This is a genomic window from Acinetobacter sp. 1294596 (assembly GCF_000582925.1).
In the GTDB taxonomy this organism is placed as follows: domain Bacteria; phylum Pseudomonadota; class Gammaproteobacteria; order Pseudomonadales; family Moraxellaceae; genus Acinetobacter; species Acinetobacter radioresistens.
On the sequence record NZ_JFCC01000025.1, the window covers coordinates 1 to 19,928 of the forward strand.

Annotated in this window: 23 protein-coding genes and 1 pseudogene; 9 read left to right on the top strand and 15 right to left on the bottom strand. The window is 38.6% G+C overall.

The genetic code is table 11. The annotated features are described in order from the left end of the window. Positions 1-871: hypothetical protein (locus tag J502_RS09800; protein WP_034683960.1), on the top strand; the 871-nt coding region annotated here is incomplete at its 5' end. 141 nt (positions 872-1,012) lie between these two features. Here the strand turns inward: J502_RS09800 and J502_RS09805 are convergent. The 5 genes from J502_RS09805 to J502_RS09820 all read right to left on the bottom strand — a co-directional run bounded on the left by J502_RS09805 (position 1,013) and on the right by J502_RS09820 (position 3,392). After that, on the bottom strand, positions 1,013-1,414 hold the full coding sequence (locus J502_RS09805) for a hypothetical protein (RefSeq protein ID WP_005015586.1): 402 nt from the start codon (positions 1,412-1,414) through the stop codon (positions 1,013-1,015). A 451-nt stretch (positions 1,415-1,865) separates the two neighbouring features. Beyond that, positions 1,866-2,438, bottom strand: coding sequence for a hypothetical protein (locus J502_RS09810; protein WP_005015585.1), 573 nt, complete (start codon positions 2,436-2,438; stop codon positions 1,866-1,868). Positions 2,439-2,487: 49 nt separating this feature from the next. Beyond that, positions 2,488-2,904 (bottom strand): hypothetical protein, encoded by a 417-nt coding sequence (locus tag J502_RS09815; RefSeq protein WP_005015581.1) that lies wholly within the window; start codon positions 2,902-2,904, stop codon positions 2,488-2,490. A gap of 49 nt (positions 2,905-2,953) precedes the next feature. After that, positions 2,954-3,103 carry a hypothetical protein gene (locus tag J502_RS16960; RefSeq protein ID WP_005404281.1) on the bottom strand — a complete coding sequence of 50 codons (150 nt, stop codon included), beginning with the start codon at positions 3,101-3,103 and terminating at the stop codon, positions 2,954-2,956. Between the two features lie 10 nt (positions 3,104-3,113). Then, entirely contained in the window at positions 3,114-3,392 is a 279-nt protein-coding gene (locus tag J502_RS09820) for a hypothetical protein (RefSeq protein WP_005015578.1), read from the bottom strand. Between the two features lie 720 nt (positions 3,393-4,112). On the opposite strand from J502_RS09820, the gene J502_RS09825 reads away from it, so the two are divergent. From J502_RS09825 to J502_RS09855, 8 genes and pseudogenes are all read left to right on the top strand, one after another. After that, positions 4,113-4,361, top strand: a complete 249-nt coding sequence (locus J502_RS09825) for a hypothetical protein (protein ID WP_005015576.1) — start codon at positions 4,113-4,115, stop codon at positions 4,359-4,361. A 66-nt stretch (positions 4,362-4,427) separates the two neighbouring features. Then, positions 4,428-5,471, top strand: a complete 1,044-nt coding sequence (locus J502_RS09830; protein ID WP_005015575.1) for a DUF932 domain-containing protein — start codon at positions 4,428-4,430, stop codon at positions 5,469-5,471. Between the two features lie 152 nt (positions 5,472-5,623). Beyond that, positions 5,624-6,667, top strand: coding sequence for a YqaJ viral recombinase family nuclease (locus tag J502_RS09835; RefSeq protein ID WP_005015572.1), 1,044 nt, complete (start codon positions 5,624-5,626; stop codon positions 6,665-6,667). 122 nt (positions 6,668-6,789) lie between these two features. After that, positions 6,790-7,722 carry a recombination directionality factor gene (locus J502_RS09840; protein WP_005015570.1) on the top strand — a complete coding sequence of 311 codons (933 nt, stop codon included), beginning with the start codon at positions 6,790-6,792 and terminating at the stop codon, positions 7,720-7,722. A gap of 67 nt (positions 7,723-7,789) precedes the next feature. Next, on the top strand, positions 7,790-8,020 hold the full coding sequence (locus tag J502_RS09845) for a helix-turn-helix transcriptional regulator (RefSeq protein ID WP_005015568.1): 231 nt from the start codon (positions 7,790-7,792) through the stop codon (positions 8,018-8,020). A gap of 218 nt (positions 8,021-8,238) precedes the next feature. Further along, positions 8,239-8,454, top strand: a pseudogene (locus J502_RS17295) (SAM-dependent methyltransferase); the annotation flags it as partial. Positions 8,455-8,578: 124 nt separating this feature from the next. Next, positions 8,579-9,946: a DUF4062 domain-containing protein gene (locus tag J502_RS09850; RefSeq protein WP_005015566.1), complete on the top strand. Its 1,368-nt coding sequence runs from the start codon at positions 8,579-8,581 to the stop codon at positions 9,944-9,946. 8 nt (positions 9,947-9,954) lie between these two features. Next, on the top strand, positions 9,955-10,317 hold the full coding sequence (locus tag J502_RS09855; protein WP_005015564.1) for a hypothetical protein: 363 nt from the start codon (positions 9,955-9,957) through the stop codon (positions 10,315-10,317). Here J502_RS09855 and J502_RS09860 read toward each other — a convergent pair. The 10 genes from J502_RS09860 to J502_RS09905 form a co-directional block, all read right to left on the bottom strand. Beyond that, positions 10,243-11,337, bottom strand: coding sequence for an AAA family ATPase (locus tag J502_RS09860; RefSeq protein ID WP_005015562.1), 1,095 nt, complete (start codon positions 11,335-11,337; stop codon positions 10,243-10,245). The genes J502_RS09855 and J502_RS09860 overlap by 75 nt on opposite strands. A 299-nt stretch (positions 11,338-11,636) precedes the next feature. Beyond that, a complete protein-coding gene (locus J502_RS09865; protein WP_005015560.1) occupies positions 11,637-11,948 on the bottom strand; it encodes a hypothetical protein in 312 nt (103 codons plus the stop codon). A gap of 1,006 nt (positions 11,949-12,954) precedes the next feature. Continuing rightward, positions 12,955-13,998 carry a cyclase family protein gene (locus tag J502_RS09875; RefSeq protein WP_005015557.1) on the bottom strand — a complete coding sequence of 348 codons (1,044 nt, stop codon included), beginning with the start codon at positions 13,996-13,998 and terminating at the stop codon, positions 12,955-12,957. Between the two features lie 25 nt (positions 13,999-14,023). Next, entirely contained in the window at positions 14,024-14,728 is a 705-nt protein-coding gene (locus J502_RS09880) for an SDR family oxidoreductase (RefSeq protein WP_005015554.1), read from the bottom strand. A 50-nt stretch (positions 14,729-14,778) separates the two neighbouring features. Continuing rightward, positions 14,779-15,075, bottom strand: coding sequence for a YciI family protein (locus J502_RS09885; protein ID WP_005015552.1), 297 nt, complete (start codon positions 15,073-15,075; stop codon positions 14,779-14,781). Between the two features lie 27 nt (positions 15,076-15,102). Further along, positions 15,103-16,446 (bottom strand): OprD family outer membrane porin, encoded by a 1,344-nt coding sequence (locus tag J502_RS09890; protein WP_005015549.1) that lies wholly within the window; start codon positions 16,444-16,446, stop codon positions 15,103-15,105. 56 nt (positions 16,447-16,502) lie between these two features. Continuing rightward, a complete protein-coding gene (locus J502_RS17135) occupies positions 16,503-16,877 on the bottom strand; it encodes an MBL fold metallo-hydrolase (protein ID WP_249301552.1) in 375 nt (124 codons plus the stop codon). After that, on the bottom strand, positions 16,877-17,404 hold the full coding sequence (locus J502_RS17140) for an MBL fold metallo-hydrolase (protein WP_249301556.1): 528 nt from the start codon (positions 17,402-17,404) through the stop codon (positions 16,877-16,879). Before J502_RS17140 ends, J502_RS17135 begins: the two co-directional genes overlap by 1 nt. A gap of 36 nt (positions 17,405-17,440) precedes the next feature. Then, on the bottom strand, positions 17,441-18,634 hold the full coding sequence (locus J502_RS09900) for an acetyl-CoA C-acetyltransferase (protein WP_005015545.1): 1,194 nt from the start codon (positions 18,632-18,634) through the stop codon (positions 17,441-17,443). Between the two features lie 11 nt (positions 18,635-18,645). Beyond that, positions 18,646-19,908 (bottom strand): acetyl-CoA hydrolase/transferase family protein, encoded by a 1,263-nt coding sequence (locus J502_RS09905; RefSeq protein WP_005015544.1) that lies wholly within the window; start codon positions 19,906-19,908, stop codon positions 18,646-18,648. Positions 19,909-19,928: the final 20 nt, after the last annotated feature.

The following is a 19,928-nucleotide window of genomic DNA, read 5'->3' on the forward strand; positions in this document are numbered from 1 at the left end:
CTTTTTCAATAACTATGCATTATCCTCCTTTCTTTCTAAAGATAGAGTAAATCGATCAATTTTTAGATACTTTCAATTATATGCAGAAATAGTGAGCCCGAATACTCAATTGGAAAATAAGGCAATTCAGAGAAAATTTATGGATTTGCTAAGAGAAATTCCATACTACTCAATATTTGCACGTACATCTATCACAGGTTTTTCTACATTTAATACGTCTCAAGGTAAAAAATATTATTCAACTTTGAAGACACCATTAAATTTCAAACCAGGTACTTTAGTTGATAATTTATTGCATTTTTTGTTTCAACATCTGATTGAGCTTTTTTATTTCGATTTTTTAAAAGATGATCCCAAAAATTTTAAATTAAAGCTTGCTGTTGGTAAATCAAATTTTTTGAATGGGCAGCGTTTGTCTAAATATAATAAGCTTTATGAATGTAATAATATAATGAAATTATTATTGCAAACTTGGCCCAAAGAACAACATTTAGTGTATAGAAGTGTAGAAAAAGAGGGTTCAATCATTCCTGTGTTACGCAGTATTATGTATGAAAATTTTTTAGACGAATATGATAAATCTATTTTTTCTCACAATGATTCTAGAGAAAAGACAAGTCCAAATAAAATAAAACGAGATAAAGATGCTAGAGCAAGAATATTGGCATTTTTTAAATATTTAGAGTTTGGTTTTTTAGATATGGGTTTTAAGGTCAAAATGAGTGTTGATGCTGATAAAACCGATAATTGGAAAATAGAATTTATATCAAATAGTCGTAACAGCATGGGTAATTTTACGTGGACTTGGAATCAAATAAAGTCAGCTTACAGTGATCATAAAAAAAAGACAAATTTGTTTAATTATGAATAACTCATGATAACTTTCGCAGCGTATTAAGGGGGCCTTTTTTACTCGTAATTTTTACATAATAATTTGGCGAAAAAGCCAATAAGAAATTATGTGTTTAAGCGGAAAGTTAAGCAAGTTTTCCGCTTATTTTTTATTTTGAAATCACCCAATCCGATAAGCATAAGTCCCATAAGCTGTACTGATACTGACTTCACGAATAGACTCAACCTTGCAGCGCGGATAAGCTAAAGCCGCTGAGCCGTAATACATGTTTTTATAATCATATATGCGGGTTATTTCACAGTTGCCGCGGTTGACCTGAACGCCCGTAATGGTGGTGGGCTGATCGTTGAGTGAAATAATATCGATTTTATCAATATAACCTGTCAATGAACCTTGCGATTCAGCACGGTAGACGCGTATGTCAAATTCTTCAGCTATAGCCTTAGCTTCTGTTTGCTCATCAGCAATCGATGCCGTATCTAAATTTTGATTGTTCAGATCTGTTTCAGATGAAGCCGGCATTTCATCATCGGCCAGTGTTTCGCTTAAATCCGTTTGCATGAATTTCTGGGTTTTCGGATCAAGCTCTGCCTGTGGCTGATCAGTTTGCTAGCCCTATCTTGTGAGGGGGTGCAAGCACTCAGCAAAGCGATCAATAAGCAGGCAGCGGACAGTAATTTTATATGAGTCATGTCATTCTTCTTGGTATGCTCTCTGTCTCAGTTCTTCTAGGGATTGAAACTTTTTGTGCTGATTCAATGCATAAGCAGAATTAGCCAAGACAGAGGAAAACGGTGTATGGACCTGGGCTAAAGCGAGCTGATTTTGCGGGGGGTATAGCCCTTAAAGCACTCGCCAGAGCGCATTTTAATCATCTAGCCATCATCTGCATTCAGCAGGAGCTAGATCTTCATTACATTGGCTGTGATAGCCATAAAGTCAGGCATTAGCTTAGTCTGTACCAACAGCTAAAGCGCAAGCCGGTAAAAAATAGGCTGGATTATATTTGAAGCTATTCTTCAACAATGGCACGGTGGGTGAGTTTGCCACGTGTCGTATACAAATAGACTTCCTTGATTTCGTCTGCAGTACAGCCCTTTAGCAGCAGGTTAAAGTTATCACCGTAGTAGGTTTGCTTAGGAAATTTAACCGTATATGGTTCTATACCAATAACTTTGCAGTTGGGGTTGTCTATTTCCACTTTATCCAGTACATCGTTAACTTCTGAGACTACTCTTAAGCGGGTGCTATCTAAGACAGTGGATGTGATGACTGTAAACCCAACATAAGTTTCGGCAGGCCTAAACTTCACTTCAAGTGCTTCACCGGGCAATAGCTTTCTTTTCATCTGTGGCGGTGGAATATCAATATTTTCAGCCCCTTCATAAATACTGTCCGGGTCATAGCGGTCATGCGCGATGGCGGCCGCTTCAGCCTCACGCTCTTTTGTCTCATCTTTTATAGCGCTGTCATCAGATGAAACGGATTCATGTTCGCTATTAGCAGCAGAAGCTGGACTTTCAGGTGTTTTGCTGCAGGCGGTGAGCAGGGTAAAAAGTGCAGCCGTGATGATCAGTTTTTTCATGGCGGTATGTCCTTTAAAACGGGAATGCGGGTAAATCCAAAGGGCCTGATTATGGCTTTGTGAACTGGGTGCGCTGCACATACTTCAGTACGCATAAGCCTTTGACATACAGCCAGCGGTCATTAGAATTCTCGGCGTGATAATCAAAAACCTGATAGGCAAAGTCATCCAGGTCTAATAACTTGTGCTGATGCAAATCCTTGCCTTCCCGGATGAGCCCATTCAGATCACCGCTATAGATGAAATAGCGCAACGGATCATCTTTGGGGATGACCTGCCACTGCTTGCTGAGTGCCACAAACGCATTGCAATTGGTATTGCCCTCACAGCGTTTCACTGCAGGTGCGGCAGAAGGATCATTGACCAGCGCCATCACCTGCGTCATGTCTGCATGACTTAAGCCCGGTAATGCCAGACTGGCTACAATCACCCCTGACTGCAAAAAATTCTTGATCTGTTTATTCATTAAAATCGTTCCAAATTATTGTTGTTGAATAAGTTTTAAGTAAATGGAATTAATTAAACATGGACACCGGCCAAACCATGGCTTTGCCCAGGTTATAGGCATAACTGCGGTCTGCGGTCGCGCTGCAACCTTTTAAATATGCTGAAAACAGCAGGGCAATTACGATATATACCCCGATCAGATAATGCTTGATTTGCATATTCGCACCCCTAGCGAGACTGGCAGGCTTGAGCTGCACGTAGCATCTGCTCGGTAAAATCCTGAGGCAGATCAAGTTGACTGACATTCTGTTGGCCCAGCTTTTCCATAAATGCAGGAGAGTAATGAGCTTCCAGCCGGTCATAGACACAGGAACAGGTGGAACGGTCTGTGCCACCCGACTGGCAGCCGGCATTAAAATCACGTTTGGATTTGCTTTCGCAGCCAGCTAACACGGCAGCCGCCAGCAGCACAATGCCCAGTAAGGGCAGACGATTAGAAAAAGACATTATAATTCTCATCATAAACAGAGGATGATCGGCGTCTGATTTAAGAAGGTATAAGAGATCAGGATGTTTTACCGGTGCGGCGTTTTATTCCAGCCGGCCAGTTCAACCAAGAGCCAGAACAGCAGCATCATCAGCAAAAAGCCAATAACAGCCGGGCCCAGCCAGATCAGTATCCCCATCATTAACATCAGGCGTGCAAGGATCTTCATTACCAAAGCAGGGCAGAAGAACCGGATTGTTTAGATAGAGAAGAAGGGATGGGAATAGAGCAAACAGCAAATAAGAAAACAGTCATGATGACTCCTTTGGGTATAAAGAAGTTTCACCGCATCACTGCTAAATAATGGTGGCGAAACGAAAAGGGGTTAGCAGACTGATACCCAAAAAGATCAGCACACCCGAAGGTGTCCCCCTCCCGTTCCGCCGCAAAGGGGGACACACAGGGTCGCCCACCAAAAAGATAGACTTTTTAGTGTGCATTGGGTAAACGGTCTGCTAAAACCGGCTGGCAATGTAGGCCAGCATGCTTATGATAATGCCAAGCTGCAAGCCGGTCAATTTCATTTCTATATCGCCGAATAATAGTAAGACTAAATAATATAAGAACAAGATTCTAAAAAATTTCAGATACATAACACCTGAATGAAGCAGCAGCTGAACATTTCTCCAGATCAGGACAAATGAGCTGCTGACCCATAAATATATTTTCAGGAGTTTCTTATGCCGTATCGAGATTTTGACCAGATGGAAGATTCAAACTTTTCACAATATGAACCGTTAAAACCGGCGCTACAGGAATGGGGTCTTCGCAATTCACCCACCACTCTGGCGGTGCTGGGCATGTCGCTGGCGAAGTCACTGGGCTATTCACCTTTTATTGGTGGGATTGCAGGAGCCATGCTGGGTGGGGTAATTCTGGTCATTGCTGACCAGACACAGGCATCTTACCGTTCGCCATTGCATAAATAGTAGACCGTTTATATTCGTACTCTTAACAGTTTAAATTTATTCATTATTTATCATCAGGATTAGATTATGGCACATCAACTTGAACAAATGGCCTATGTCGGTCAAACCCCCTGGCATGGTCTGGGCAACCAGCTCACGCAAAACCAGCCGATTGAAGTCTGGGCACAGCAGGCTGGCATGAACTGGCGCATTGAATCATCCCATGTCAGCTATATGGCTCAGAATGATCGTGGGCAAAGCATCATCATGCCCTTTGAAGAACAGCGGGTACTGTACCGCTCAGATACGCATGCCCCATTATCGGTAGTCAGTCAGCGCTATCAGGAAGTGCAACCCAAACAGATCTTGGAGTTCTACCGTGATTTAACCGAGCAGTCCGGATTTGAACTGGAAACTGCAGGGGTTCTGAAAGGCGGCAAGAAGTTCTGGGCATTGGCACGGACAGGACAAAGTGCAGCCTTAAAAGGCAAAGATGTTAGCAATGCTTATATCCTCTTGGCTACGGCGTGTGACGGTACATTGGCAACCACGGCGCAATTTACCTCAATCCGTGTGGTCTGCAATAACACCTTGGCGATTGCACTTAAAGGACAAAGCAGTGCTGGAGTGGTTAAAGTCCCGCACAGCACCCGATTTGATGCAGGCAAAATCAAACAGCAGTTGGGTATCTCGGTACGGCAATGGGATGAGCATATGTACGAGATGAAACAGCTCAGTCAGCGTAAAGTCACACAGACTGAAGCGGCAGCATATTTTGATGCGGTATTCAACAATACCGGCCTCAGTCCAATAGAGCAGGACGAAGGCATTATTCAGTTCTATCGTAATGTCGCTAGCCAGGCCAACCCGGTCCCTAAAGCTGATAACAGGACTGAACCGAATGGGCGCGCGATGTCAAAAGTCATGACCATGTTTAACGGGCATGGCCGCGGGGCGGAACTCAGTTCAGCCAAAGACACCGCCTATGGCTTGCTATGCGCTATTACCGAGTTCACAGACCATGAACGTCGTGCCATGAGTCAGGATCATCGTCTCGATTCAGCCTGGTTTGGTGCAGGCGCCGGACTCAAGCAGCGCGGGCTGGAACAGGCGCTGCGTATGCTTGCCTAAACTGAATAGACCTTAGTTTCATGAATTAGTCTAAGTATTACTGAACGAAGCCAAACATTTCTCTTCACCTGTGAAGCAAATCTTAGCCTTTAAAGCCGCGTCTTCGGACGCGGCTTTTTTATGCCCCAAATTTAATATTAAAGGAAATTTCTATGAACTCAGCTTTAATTAATCCAAACAATGCAATACTGAATATACATACCAACTGTCCGAAACTGTTTACCGCTAAACGCTTTGTGGAGACCAAAAATATGAGCCAAGCGGAATGGCTTGAAGTAAGACGCAAGGGCATTGGCAGTAGTGACTGTGCTGCTGCCTGTGGCCTTAATCCCTATATGTCGATGCTGGAATTGTGGATGATCAAAACAGGACGGATTCAACAAAGCATTGAAGAGGATAGTGAAGGCTATGCACCTTTATATTGGGGTAAGCGACTTGAACCGCTTGTTGCCGAGTATTACAGCATGCATACCAAATATAAAGTCCGTCGGGTCAATGCCGTATTACAGCATCCTGATCCCGACAAGTATTTCATGCTGGCTAATCTGGATTATTCCGTAGTGGGTGATGCAGATGTACAGATTCTGGAGTGCAAAACCGCAGGGGAATATGGGGCTAAACTCTGGCGAGATGGTGTGCCTTTATATGTACTTTGCCAAGTGCAACATCAATTGGCAGTGACAGGCAAAAAAGCAGCGCATATTTGTGTGCTGCTCTGTGGACATGAAACACGCATTTTTAAAGTCACGCGTTCTGAATCGGTGATACAACACATCATTAATGCGGAACGTTACTTCTGGGATTGTGTGGAAAAGGATATCCCACCTGAAGCAGATGCCAGTGAATCGGCAGCCAAAGCTTTACAGCTACTCTATCCTGAACATGTACCACTCAGTACTACCGATCTATCTGAAGACGAGCAAGCCAATCAACAATTTGAGCAAATGATCCGAGTACGCAATCAAGTTGAAAAGTATCAGGAGCAATTTGACTTCCTTAAACATCAGTTGCAAGCCAAGATGCAACAGGCTGAGCGCGCCACCTTTAAAACAGGTTCAGTGACGTGGAAGAAATCTAAAGACTCGATTGCTTTGGATACAAAGGCTTTACTCAAATCACACCCTGAATATCTCAATCAATTTCAGCAGAACAAGCAAGGCACACGGCGTTTTCAGATTTATGTTAATGGTGGATAAGTCAGATTTTTATCCATACAAGCATCAAGCCAGTAATTCAATCACACAAGCTTATATCAGAGTCCATGCCTACAGCATGGGCTTTTTTATGCCTATTCAATTTACAAAAAGAGGAAATCAATATGATCAAAGGTTTAGCGATTACACCGCCAATACTAGGACGGATCAGTATCGGTAAGAGGGTTGAGAAAAATGGTAAACGCATCCCTGAAAAGGATGACCAATTTACCATTACCAGCCAAATCCAAAATAAGGACAGTGGTTGGGTCAAACATCCACTCGATGAACAACTTCGAGTTAAAGCACCCAATCAAAAAATCAGAACCATTCCAGTGCGGATGATCTTTAATGATCCTGAACTCAATCTTCGTGCAGAGTACAGCCTATTTGACCGTCAAACGGGTAGACCTGTTTGTGTGGGTAATGGAGAAACTTGCCAGCGACTGACCCATCAAGGGGTTGAGCATCATCCTTGTCCATCTCCAGATTTATGTGCATTGGCCCAAGGAGGGCTGTGTAAACCGTATGGCCGACTCTATGTGAATTTAGATGAATCCGATGAGTTGGGTACATTCATCTTTAGAACCACAAGTTTTAATAGTATTCGTACTTTGGCAGCAAGACTCAACTATTACCATGCGGCATCGGGTGGCTTACTGTCATGTCTACCGCTACAACTGACACTTCGGGGAAAGTCCACTACGCAAAGCTATCGTCAGCCGGTGTATTATGTGGATTTAACCTTACGAGATGGCACAAACCTTCAACAAGCGATTCAAACTGCCAAGGAGATTGACCAACAAAGTAAAACCGTAGGCTTCAATCAAAATGCCTTGGACGCAATAGCACGACTAGGCTTGAGTAATGCACAGTTTGAGGTGAATGCGGAGGAAGGATTGGATTTGGTTGAGGAGTTTTACTCGGATGAGGTTGTTGAGTCTGAACAAACTCAGACTGACTCAAAAACTAAGGCAAAGCCTAAATTCAATCAAGATGATGGATTTGTACAGGATATGCATAAAGAGTTACAGGGGAGTGTGAGGGCAGTGAATTAGTTAATTTTTACAGATCTCCTGATTATTTGAGCAGTAACGCTCGCATTATTGATTTGGAGTAAATTTCATGAATGCGTTTGTTGGACAAACTTTTCAAATGAATCAACTGATTAGTATTAAAGAAGTTATTAAATTTGTTGGTGTAGGTAGATCAACAATCTATGAAATGATGGATGAATACTCACCTTACTATGATCCGACTTTTCCCAAAAAAGTAAAAATTACACAGAATCGTATCGGTTGGTCTGCTTATGAAATTCATCAGTGGATTGAAAATAAGTTGGCGAGCCGTGAATAGAAAGGGAGTTTTTGCTCCCTTATTTTTTTGTTTTTTAGTAGACTAATTGTGATTTTTAGCCTAAGTATTCGTAATTAAAACAATAGACTACTACAATAAGAATGCAGAAGAATTTACAGCTTCAACGTTTGAAGTTGATATGAATAGCCACCGATTTTGTAGACAACTTTTAGTTAGATAAAATGGCTAATTAACGAGGTGCTTATGAGCATGAGGCTTATAATGGGGTCTGGGCATGTGCCTCTTTATTGCATTGTGAGCGTGAATGCTTAGCTGAAGTCATAGGAAAGTTGATAATTGCCTTGAAACCAAATGGTGTGCTTTATATGTCATTTAACTATGGCGACAGTGATCGAGAAAAGAACGGTCGTCAATTTACTGATTTAAATGATGCTCAAGCGGAGGTTCTATTTAGGCAGGAATTGTATTCATAACATAAAACCATGCTGTGCTGTTTTAGTTTAAAAGCAAGAAATTATCTAATACATATGTATTTATCTAACTTTGTTGAGATGCTATAAATATTAATTAATTCAATGTTTATTTTATAAAGAAAAAATGAGTCAAGATACGAAGTACCAAGTATTTATTAGTTCAACATATACAGATTTAATAGAAGCGCGAAGTGCCGCAATTAATACTGTTTTAGAATCTTATAACTTTCCAGTAGGTATGGAATTATTTGGTGCTGATAATGATGAGCAATGGACAATTATTAAAGATTTAATTGATTCAAGTGATTTTTATATTTTAATATTGGGTCATCGATACGGTTCGATCTCGAAACAAGATGGGATTAGCTTTACAGAAAAAGAGTTCGATTACGCTATCAGTAAAGGGTTAAAGATACTTTGTTTTGTTCGTAATGATAATGTTCCTACACGCCCGCATGAACGAGATGCTAACAATGAAAATATTGATAAACTACAGCGTTTTCGAGAAAAGGTTCTGACTGATCGTTTGTGCGAATTTTGGGATACGGTAGATGATTTAAAACATAAGATTTCAAATTCACTTTATAAAAACATGAGAAAGCATCGGGGGGGCGGTTGGATCAGAGGAAACCAAATTTCAGGTCAACTTGCTGAAGAACTAGCTAAGCTCAGTGAGGAAAATAGAAAACTCCGCGAAGAAAATGAACGTATTAAAGAGTCGATTAAAGTAAAACAACCTTTACTTAAAGTAAGCATTAATGACATAGCGAATACTTCAATAGAAGAGTTTGATCAAATAGAGCTATTTTGGTTCAAATTAAGGGAGGATGACTACTATGAAAAACCTGAAAGAATTTCCACTCGCATGGAAATGCGACGTGCAGGAGATTTATTGACAACTCATTCAATTTTGGGAATGCATGATATAAAAAAATATATTCAAGAATATAATGATGAAGTTGATGCTATTTCAGAAGTAGATATAAATAATCATAATCACGCTTTAAGAGCACTTCATCAGTTAGAAGTAAGATCAAGTCAGTTAAATATTGCTGTTGAAAATATTGGTAATAATTTGGCTAACATGATTAGTGTAGAAATCGAATTTCCAAATTTTATTACAATTATTGATGATAAATCTGATGAAGATATTAAATGGTATCAAAAGAACATACAGAAAAGTTTGATTCCAAATATTAAGTCACCCGAGGCAAGACAGCAGGAATATATGTCAGGAGTGTTAAAAAACTTAGCGACTATAGATTACGGAAGTTTAATGCCAAAAGTAAATATGGGCTTAAGTGATAGCTACTCCGATGAAAATACTATTTACATTACAACTAATTCACTTTTACATACAAGAAAAATAAAATTTGATAATTATTATCTAGTTCCTAACGCTATTGATGAAGGTGTAATAAAAATAAATATTATGTGTGCGGAATATACAGATCCTATTTCTTTTGAAATACCAGTAGTTGTTACTGCTTAGAGGGGCTAATGGAAATTACTCATATCGTTGGACTGCTTGGTGCCTTAGTTGGAATTATTGGTATATTTTTTAAACGACAAGAAATCACAGCTTTGGCGCATAAAGATTATACGGCTAAACTTGATTCAACAAATAGATTTTTCGAAAACTTTTTTGAGAAATATGGAGTTAGGAGATTAGTTCTTGATAGGGCAGCACAAGAACTAGCTAGGTTGGATTATGTTGACTATGATTTTATTTGTTATCTAGTAAAGTTACATGAGGCTCGGTTAATTAATTTAGATCAAATTATTAGACTATATAAATCTGGACGTAAATTTATAGAATATACTCCCCAGCAAAATGTAAGTGCTAGTAATTTTACTAAATAATTCATTTTTTTTCGCTTTTTTTATCTCTTCTTTTATTTGATCCTTCACCGATATTATTTTTTCTCTATCTTCAATTTCCAAGATTCTCTGTTTTTTTAATAAAATGGATTTTATTTTACTATCATCATTTAATACTGTTTTTTCAAGCTCTTCTAATTTTAAAATGTGAGTATTAAGCCTTGTAAATGATTCTAAATTTATATCATCAAAGTCAAAGGAGGGTATATCTTTTAATATACTTTTTGCCCGTTCATTTAATTGGTCAATTAAATTATATAAAAGGAGACTAAACGCTTCATCTTTGCTTTTAATATCATTGAGTATGGCCTCATAGGGAGTTTTAGAGAAATTTAATTTCTTAATTTTTTTTAGTACAGTATTCCAATTATCTAATGCAATTGCAGCTTCTTTTTGTAATTCATTCTGCAGATATTCATCAAATGTTAAAAGTCTTGCAGCTGTTGCATGATCCACTACTTGTAAGCAAGTCGGACAATGATCCCCTTCTAAAACTGGAAAATTGTTATTTAAACATTCTATAAAATTTTTAACGGATTTCCACATTGTAATCCATTCTTCAGATCCGATTTCAGATATGGGTAATACAGAAAAAGTTGATTTACTTAACAAGTCTGCTGCATTTTTTGTCTGAACTTTTTTTTCATGTAATTCTTTAATTTGTTGAAATTTTTCAGATCCTAATTCATTTATAAGTGATGTCAGGAATACTTGAAGTGGGACAATTCTTAATCTTCTATTTTTATATTCTTCTCGAAGTTTTTCAGGTGTATTGTTTTCTAATTCCAATACTTCAACCCGTAGGTCAGATAGTTCTTTTAACTCTTCCTGCGTTGCACACAGCAGATCTACTTGATTTGGATCTAAAGATGCGCTTATAACTAATTTGCTAGGTGTTGTATTTGAATTCATCTTTGGCAGAACAGTGGCCGCAGCATAAAAAGTTTCTTCTGTTTTTGCTTTATTCTTTATGAATTCACTTGTTTTTAGTAATTCATCCAATAATTTTAAAGCAGTAGGTTTGAAATCTAATGGACCAGTCTTAGATAAATAGTGAATTGATGAGCTTGTATCAAAGACTCTAATTGATTTTAGGCGAGGATGTGGTTCTAGCTTATTGTTCCATTCTATTATTTCAGAAATACCATTTGATTCTATATGAAACTCAGCAGTTGGTATTCCAGCATTTACTTGAAAGATATTACTTCTTAGTTCTGGTGGCTCACCTCTGGTTAGACATGCATTCTTAAGTATTTTTGCATAACTTGATTTTCCAGCTCCATTATGCCCATAAATAACTGTTAATCCAGTAGTTGAAAATTCAATTTTTTTTGTGATACAAGATTTGAGATATTAGTTGTATTTCCAATAGAAACTAATCTTGTCTCTTCTACTTCTTCATGATAACCCGTAAGTTCTACTGGCTTAGTTAATGAAGGGTAGTTTGCACACTTTTCTTCTAGTCCAAATTCCATTTTAGCAATTAAATATGCTTCCTCAAGTTCTACAGATGATAACTCACCACATTCAATGGCTCGATTTATGGTGAATCGCCACCAGTTTGGTTTACTTTTATTATTTAGAAGCTCACATATTTTAGATGCTACAGGCATTATTTTCCCCTGAATTTATTATATGGAATTAGTGATTTTTATAATATATCAGTAACAATGAATAATTTATGTCATCATAACTTTAGTCTAGGTTAAGTGTATATATTAAAGACCTTATTTTAAAGATGTCCCAAATTCGAGCTGTGTAGCTAAACCACTTATAGAGTAATTATGCGTAGCTTTTTCAACGATCCACTTCAGCTAGTCTACCTCAGCTTTAAAGCCCTGAAGCTTAATGGGGGACCCTGTACTGATCTGTGGTACACCATACGCTAAATTGATACTGAATTTCGCCATTTGGCGCTTAATCTCAGCCATCTTCGCAGCACTCACACGTTCAGCTTCGACTTTGTTGGTAAATGTCCCTTTTAAGTGTTTCACCTTGCCTTTCTCACCAGTGATAACCTTTTCACGTTTGGCTTTACCAGTGACATGGTAGCTTGTAGATACACCCGTATAGTCTGAGTCACGGTCTTGCTTTGAATAACGGAATTGGTCGCCATTTTTACGGGTAATGGTGATTAATGGTAAATCTTTACCAGAAGCAGTTTTTGCGGTACCAGTTTTAAAAATTAGTAAACGATCTTTTTAATCACCATTTCAGCGTCATTTTGCTTTGAGATCCGAACAAGTAGATTGAGATCTGATTCATTAGTCTGGTCGATATGCTGAAGGTCGATCTTCTTTAGGTCATCGGCCATGACTAAAGTTAAGTATTGACGTTTCTTGCGTCCTGTAGCCATAGTATTGTTTGCGTATTGCCTTGGTTATTAAAAGTTTATAAAGGAAGGGTAAAATTGAGTATAAATCCAGATTGAATTTTAAGCTAATGCTAAGTTTTTAATGGATATTTATTCCAAGTTAAACTGACACCATCTCAATCGGAAAGCTAATATAATGATAGAGTGAATTTTAGATATTTTTTAGTTTTCTTTATCTATCATTAATCAATACTTCTAGGTCTAGAGGAGCTTGGAAAATTAGTTTCTAATAATGCTCTTCAATCTTAAACAGTTGCAATAGGCGTAACTGGAGACCCCACAGCTCCTGTCAAACGTAATGGAGGAGCCGTTAATAAAAAGCTAGACCGATGATGAGTTCTTAAATATTTAGCTAAATCAGATAAATACCATAACTCACCTAAAGGAATTCCAAGTTTAAATAGACAATGTTGATGTAAAGGTAAGGCTGAACAGCAAGACTGTCTTTGGCTATATGGAAATTCTTCAACTGAGTAATTATCAGCAGCTATTGCAGCAATTCCTGAATCTGTAATCCATTCCAATAACTTTGGATCGCCACCATTTAATACAGCGCCGGTTCGATTTAGAACTTTAATATTGGGAGACTTATTCATTTTTAATAGTGCTTCTGCATAACCTGTATGTAAACAGAGAATATCTCCTACGCCAATTTTTAATTGATCCTTTTCAATAATATCTTTAATAATTTCATATCCGACATTAGTCCTTTCTGTACCAAGATGATGAGCTAAATCAATCATTACAGCCCGGCCTTGTAAACCATGTTCAGCTAGATGTTCGATACCTAATTTTATTGCAGAGGACGTGCTTTGGCTTTTTATATTTTGGAGGCCAGTATCTTCTAAGCAATCAGGATAGATCATAGAATCTCTTGCGGAAAATCCATTATAGTAAGCTGCTTCTTCTTCTCCATTTTTATATAGGTCAAACATAGTACCTACATGAGCGAAAGCGTCCCATTGTGTGGAATACTGCAAGTGTAAAATAGCTAAGTCGTCACTCATGACATCAGAGATTTCATGATCAAATTGATTCATTTCACAGTTAAAATTGACTTTACCATATCGTTGTAATGGACGAAGAATTGGAGGATTTCTATTTATATTTAGTGCATTACCACCAGGATAGTCCAATGGTAAACTTAAGCAAAAAGTTTTTCCTTCTTTAACCTCTCGGATACCTTCAAGTACTTTTTCAGCGTTAATTAAGTTTAAACGACCAATACGATCATCATCACCAAAATCTCCCCAATTTGATCCCTTAGGACGTTGTAACCATCTTCTCATGATACTTTTTCCTTAGTAAATTTATTTAGACAGGAGTTGCTCCGATACTCATACCGCCACACACGTATAGAGTCTGGCCTGTAACAAAACTTGCTTCATCACTTAAAAAATATGAACATGCATGTGCAATATCTGAAGGTTGTCCCAGTCGTTTTACAGGAATACTTTGTAAAATCTGTTGCGTTACGGGTGAATCGGGTGGGTTAGCTGCGGTGAAAAGCTCTGTTTCTATTGGACCCGGTGCAATCGAATTTACAGTAATACCATAAACACCAAGTTCTAGCGCTGCTACTCTACTTAAGCCAATAAGGCCAGCTTTGCTCACTGCATAAGCACTTCGCTGTGTTTTACCTAAAGCTGCTCTAGAAGACATATTAACAATACGTCCAAAGTTTTCTGATTTCATATTTGGAAGTAGGGCTTGAATACACTGTAAGGAGCATCGTACATTGAGACTAAGTACTTGATTAAAATCGTCTAAACTTTGATTCTCAATATTGTCTGGTTTGACCATTCCAACATTATTCACTAAGCGAGTAATGGGGCCATCTTTTAGAAGCTTTTTCAGTGCGGCGGCAGTTGCTTCTACATCTAATAAATCGACTTCTATATCCGCACTCTCTTTATCTAAAATAATTGGATACCATCCATTTTTTTTACATTGTTGAGCAATTGCAGCACCGATTCCTCGAGCACCGCCTGTGATGAGAACTTTATTAATTTTTGACATGATTACATTCCTTGTAAAAAAAGCATGGTAAAACCATGCTCTCCATATTTTTATAAGCAAAATTTTCCGTCCAAATAAGCCTTTCTCCAGCGGTCTATTTTGATTTTCTGAAATAGACCTCCAATGTAAAAAGGATCTTGTTCAATAAATTTTTGAGCAGCTTCTCTTGAAGCTACATCAATAATATAAATTCCACCGCCTAAGTCTTGGCCATTATCATCCAACTTTGCGCCACAAGCTAAAAGTAGTTCAAGATTTTGATTTAGATAATCTAAATGATCCTGTCTTAATTTTTTTCTAAGAAGTTGATGGTCTATTTTGTCCCAGGTTTCTACAACATAAGGCATTTTAATTTCCTCGTATATTAAGCTCTATTAGAATGAAAATGGATATTCAAGAATTAAACGGACTTCATCAATATTCCCATATCTATAGCCTTTAGTTGCTCTATGAGTGGCTTGACGAAGACGAACATCAAGATCTTTCGCAATGCCTTGCTTAACTTTGTAACGTAATTCGATATCTCTTTCCCAATGTTTGTTATCTATACTCTGGTCATAAACATGACGTTTGGTGTAAAAAACATTATCACTCCCTGTATTATCCATATCCCAGCCATATAGATAACGAGTCATAAATGATAAACCATCAACTCCATAAGGTGAGAAGTCGATTTCATATTTAACTTGAGCTGATTTTTCTTTGGCCTCAGTAAATGTTGAGAACTGCACAGTATTGGGGGTACTAGGAATTCCTCCATTATTGTTAAATCCTATCCAGTCAAAGGGCTCGTCACCTAATACTTGTTGATAAGCTAAACTGAAATTGTGGTTAGATAATTTATAGGTTCCCATTACTGAAACAATACTTGTACTAATATTTCCGCCCGTGGCATCACCTGTATCTCGGTTAATATAGTTATTTGTTTGTAGATTGAAATTTGATTGAGCATCAATTTGATGTTTATATTTTGCTCCTAAATAATATTGCATCCAGACATTCTCTAATTCTGAAATATAAGCAGAAGTTTCAATATTATCGTGTTTATGGGTTGCTCCTATATAGGCAACATAATCACCTTGAATTCCATTATTGTAATCAGTATTAAAATAGTTTAAGCGATCGGTCGAATCAACAGGGCTCATCTGCGTAAAATAACCAAAATCTAAATTGAGATTCTCAAAGCTCTGATCCTTAATCGATAGACCTGTCGACATTGAAGGAAGTAGACGCGAATAATTGGTTCCAAGAATAGGATTGTTCGGGAATTGATTACCTAGTACTGCTTCAGTTTCCTTATATTTTGCCCGTAAGGCACCGCCAAATTCGGCGGTTGCCGATTTAGGTTTTCCTGTCGAGTCGACTTCTAAATTATTTGTACCAGTTCGATATCCATCACTATCGAGTTTTAAAGCAATCAGGCCATAACCGTTTAAACCGAACTGTATAGGCGTATCTGTCCAACCTGTCTCTATGTTGGCAATGAAACCTTGGGTCCATTCTTCACGATAACCTTTACGTTCAGATACAGGTAATTGAGCATTCTGTCCGGCAGAATTAAATTCACCTTTACGAAAGTCGCGATTGAAATAATAGTTTTTTGCTAGCACATTAAATTTTGTATCATCAATAACATCAGCCCGAGTTGTATTGATACTGGTTATGGATAGGCAAAGAGTACCCATAACCAGTAAATTTTTATTTACTGGTTTTTTCATTTTTTTAAATCCTTTTAAGTATTAAAAATAATTATTCAGACAGTTGAGGGGATCAATTAAACACGATCCCAAGTATCTGAAGGTTCAAAGATAAATCCATTATCTTGTTTACGAATGTAGCCACAATACGGGTCACCAAAGTGAACAGGCAAGAGTAAAGCTTCTCGGCTTACAGCACGCTCCAAGCATTCAAGCCGAGTTTTTCGTGCGATATCCGGCCAAATGCAATAACCTGAATTGATTTCAGGACGAACAATTTGTAGTGGACTATGGAATACGTCGCCACAAAAGATTGCTTCTTCTCCTTGAGAGCTAACACGAAAAGTGACTTGTCCTGGGCTATGACCGGGTGCAGGCTCTACAACTAAGCAATCGGCAATTTCAGTGTGAGGTTTTATAAACTCAACCAGACCTTCGTTAAATACGGGCATTACACTATCGAAGAAGGAATCACCAAAAACATCGATAACGCCAGGTTCTTTATTTTTTCCTTCATGACAAAAATCAAAGTCCTCTTTAGGTAAATAGTATTTGGCATAGGGAAGGTTGGTGTCCAGCGGTTGTCTTTCCAAATCGTATTCCAGCCAACATGGTCAGAGTGTAAATGGGTAATCACCACATGAGTTACCTTTTCAGGAGGTGCGCCAGCAGCTGTCATCCACTCAGTGATCAAGTTATTCAGCATATGCATCCGAGGAATTTCTGGACGTTGTTTGAAATTACCAACACCGGTATCAATCACAATAATATTATTACCCGCATGAACCACCCAAAATTGAATACTGACAATAAGACGATTCATTTGTGGAATCCAATGATGTGGTGCAAGCATATCTTTATGCTCTTCTAACAGACTTTGATCTGCTGTCGGAAATAAAAATTTTGGATCATGGCTCGGGCCAGCATATTCATGAATACGGGTTACTTTTACTTCACCAATCATTCTTGATTCAATCATGGGTCACTCCTTAACAAATATTCTTTAATTTAATACTTAAACATGTTCAAATAGGGCAGCTAAACCTTGTCCACCACCAATACACATAGTCTCTAAACCATATCGAGCATTACGGCGTTTCATCTCATGTACTAAAGACGTCATGATACGAAGTCCTGTTGCACCAATAGGATGACCCAGAGAAATTCCTGAACCGTTCACATTGATATGAGAAGTATCAGTAATATTTAAGCCTTTGATTACTGCTAAGGCTTGAGCTGCAAAGGCTTCATTGATTTCGATCAAATCAATTTCTTTAAGAGACATATCTAGTTTTTTAAGTAGTTTATTCACCGCAGATACAGGGCCAATACCCATTCGGCTTGGATCGCAACCTGCCGCGCTCCAGCCGGTGATTTTGGCTATCGGTTGCAAATGATGTTTTTCTAAATATTCTTTACTTACAATTAGGCAGCCTGCAGCAGCATCGTTTTGTTGACTTGAGTTACCTGCGGTGGTGACACCATTTGGCAATAAGGTTTTTAGTTTAGCTAAACTTTCAATAGTACTATTTGCACGAATACCTTCATCAAAATCAATAATTTTGGATTCTTTTTTGGATTTCACTTCAAGCGGAATCACTTCCTCTTTAAACTTTCCTGTATCCCAAGCTTGCTGGGCTTTTTGATGACTTTGTAGAGCAAAAGCATCACACTCTTCACGACCAATATTATAGTCTCGGGCCAGATTATCAGCAGTTTCTGGCATGCCTGAAATAGCTCCAAAGCGTTCAATCGGCTGAGATCTTTCACGACCACGTTCCAGTCGATCAAAGAAAGTGACATTACCTGCGCGGCTACCCCAACGCATATTGGTAGAGTAATATTCAATATTACTCATACTTTCTACACCAACAACCATAATAGCTTCAGCATTTCCGGATTGAATGGTCATTGCTGCATTGATAATCGCTTGTAAGCCTGAACCACAACGTCGATCTAATGTATAACCGGGAACTTCAATTGGAAGTCCTGCAGCTAAAGCCGCATAGCGTCCAATACAAGGTGCCTCACTAGATGAGTATGACTGCGCAATAATGACGTCATCTAAAGTGCTAGTATCTATTCCAGTTTTCTCTACGATGGATTGAATGACTTTTACAGCGAGATCGACTGCAGTTAAAGAGGCAAGTACACCACCAAATTTACCAATTGGGGTACGCAGTGGGCTGATAATATAAGCGTCTTTCATTTTGAATTCCTTTAAATTAGTGCCAAATCCATAGCCTGTTGTTCAAGTTCTTTTTGAAAATGGGGATGTGCAATTGCAATCATTTTTTTAATGCGTTGGGGAATGCTTAAACCGCGTAAATCGGCGATTCCATATTCAGTCACAATCAGCCCGGCATCACTGCGCGGTGTAGACACGGGGCCTTGTAGCTTGCTTACGATACGACTAAAACTTTTTCCAGAAGCAGGCAGGGCAATAATTGAAACGCCCCCATGAGACTGATTGGCTGCACGAATAAAGTCTAAAGCTCCACCTACAGCGCCCACATAGGTTTTATTGGCAATCTCAGCATTTACCTGACCTGTTAAATCAACTTCAATTGCCGAGTTGATCGCAATAAATTTTTGAATAGCAGCAAGAGTCGCAGCATGATGGGTATATTCGGTTGAACGCAGTTCAATGCCTGAATTTTGATGAACAAATTGATGTAATTTAGAAGAACCTACAATTAAACCTGTGATGGTTTTTCCAGGATTAATACTTTTTTTCTGATTGGTAATCACCCCTTTTTGCATCAATTCTGCAACACCATCACTAATAATGCCTGAATGAATACCTAAATGTTGATGTTGATCCAAAGCCTGCATAATGGCCTCGGGAATAGAGCCAATTCCAAGTTGTAAAGTTGAATGATCGGGGATGCAAGAGGCAACATTTTGAGCAATTCTTTGAGTAGTTGCTGAATAATCAGCACTATGTTGTGCTTCGATTTTCCGGTCGGTATACACCATCACATCAAAATCAGCCTCAGTTAAATATTCATCCGAATACACCCAAGGTGCTTGCTGATTGACTTCTGCAATCACAATTCGAGCATGTCGGAGGGCAGATTTTAAATAATCTTGTGCCAAGCTATAACTATATTGTCCTTGAGCATTTGCTGCTGAAACCTGAATCAATACAACATCTAGTTTAAGCTGTTGATCTTCGATTAAACGGGGAAGTTGCGAATAATGCACAGGCACAATATCTAAAACCTGATGTTGTGCAAGGGTTCGATTATGTCCTGCACCACAATAGCTCAGATATTCAACATGTTCGGAGTATTCAGGTAGGCAAGTAGGAAACTGGCTAATACCTAAAAAAACTTTAAGTTTCCCAATTTTTTTACGATTTTGAATTAAATTTTGAGTAAGCGGTATGGGCTCAGCTTGAGCCTGGCCCCATACCACGCGATCACCATGTCGAACATAGCTGGATAAATCAAGCTGAGAAATATCGTATATCTTTTCCATGATGATCATCCTTGATCTTA

Excerpts from the sequence above, each read along its gene's own strand:
- J502_RS09805 (WP_005015586.1), bottom strand. The coding sequence starts at position 1,414 with ATGCAAACGGATTTAAGCGAAACACTGGCCGATGATGAAATGCCGGCT.
- J502_RS09810 (WP_005015585.1), bottom strand. The coding sequence starts at position 2,438 with ATGAAAAAACTGATCATCACGGCTGCACTTTTTACCCTGCTCACCGCC.
- J502_RS09815 (WP_005015581.1), bottom strand. The coding sequence starts at position 2,904 with ATGAATAAACAGATCAAGAATTTTTTGCAGTCAGGGGTGATTGTAGCC.
- J502_RS16960 (WP_005404281.1), bottom strand. The coding sequence starts at position 3,103 with ATGCAAATCAAGCATTATCTGATCGGGGTATATATCGTAATTGCCCTG.
- J502_RS09820 (WP_005015578.1), bottom strand. The coding sequence starts at position 3,392 with ATGTCTTTTTCTAATCGTCTGCCCTTACTGGGCATTGTGCTGCTGGCG.
- J502_RS09825 (WP_005015576.1), top strand. The coding sequence starts at position 4,113 with ATGCCGTATCGAGATTTTGACCAGATGGAAGATTCAAACTTTTCACAA.
- J502_RS09830 (WP_005015575.1), top strand. The coding sequence starts at position 4,428 with ATGGCACATCAACTTGAACAAATGGCCTATGTCGGTCAAACCCCCTGG.
- J502_RS09835 (WP_005015572.1), top strand. The coding sequence starts at position 5,624 with ATGAACTCAGCTTTAATTAATCCAAACAATGCAATACTGAATATACAT.
- J502_RS09840 (WP_005015570.1), top strand. The coding sequence starts at position 6,790 with ATGATCAAAGGTTTAGCGATTACACCGCCAATACTAGGACGGATCAGT.
- J502_RS09845 (WP_005015568.1), top strand. The coding sequence starts at position 7,790 with ATGAATGCGTTTGTTGGACAAACTTTTCAAATGAATCAACTGATTAGT.
- J502_RS09850 (WP_005015566.1), top strand. The coding sequence starts at position 8,579 with ATGAGTCAAGATACGAAGTACCAAGTATTTATTAGTTCAACATATACA.
- J502_RS09855 (WP_005015564.1), top strand. The coding sequence starts at position 9,955 with ATGGAAATTACTCATATCGTTGGACTGCTTGGTGCCTTAGTTGGAATT.
- J502_RS09865 (WP_005015560.1), bottom strand. The coding sequence starts at position 11,948 with ATGCCTGTAGCATCTAAAATATGTGAGCTTCTAAATAATAAAAGTAAA.
- J502_RS09875 (WP_005015557.1), bottom strand. The coding sequence starts at position 13,998 with ATGAGAAGATGGTTACAACGTCCTAAGGGATCAAATTGGGGAGATTTT.
- J502_RS09880 (WP_005015554.1), bottom strand. The coding sequence starts at position 14,728 with ATGTCAAAAATTAATAAAGTTCTCATCACAGGCGGTGCTCGAGGAATC.
- J502_RS09885 (WP_005015552.1), bottom strand. The coding sequence starts at position 15,075 with ATGCCTTATGTTGTAGAAACCTGGGACAAAATAGACCATCAACTTCTT.
- J502_RS09890 (WP_005015549.1), bottom strand. The coding sequence starts at position 16,446 with ATGAAAAAACCAGTAAATAAAAATTTACTGGTTATGGGTACTCTTTGC.
- J502_RS17135 (WP_249301552.1), bottom strand. The coding sequence starts at position 16,877 with ATGCCCGTATTTAACGAAGGTCTGGTTGAGTTTATAAAACCTCACACT.
- J502_RS17140 (WP_249301556.1), bottom strand. The coding sequence starts at position 17,404 with ATGATTGAATCAAGAATGATTGGTGAAGTAAAAGTAACCCGTATTCAT.
- J502_RS09900 (WP_005015545.1), bottom strand. The coding sequence starts at position 18,634 with ATGAAAGACGCTTATATTATCAGCCCACTGCGTACCCCAATTGGTAAA.
- J502_RS09905 (WP_005015544.1), bottom strand. The coding sequence starts at position 19,908 with ATGGAAAAGATATACGATATTTCTCAGCTTGATTTATCCAGCTATGTT.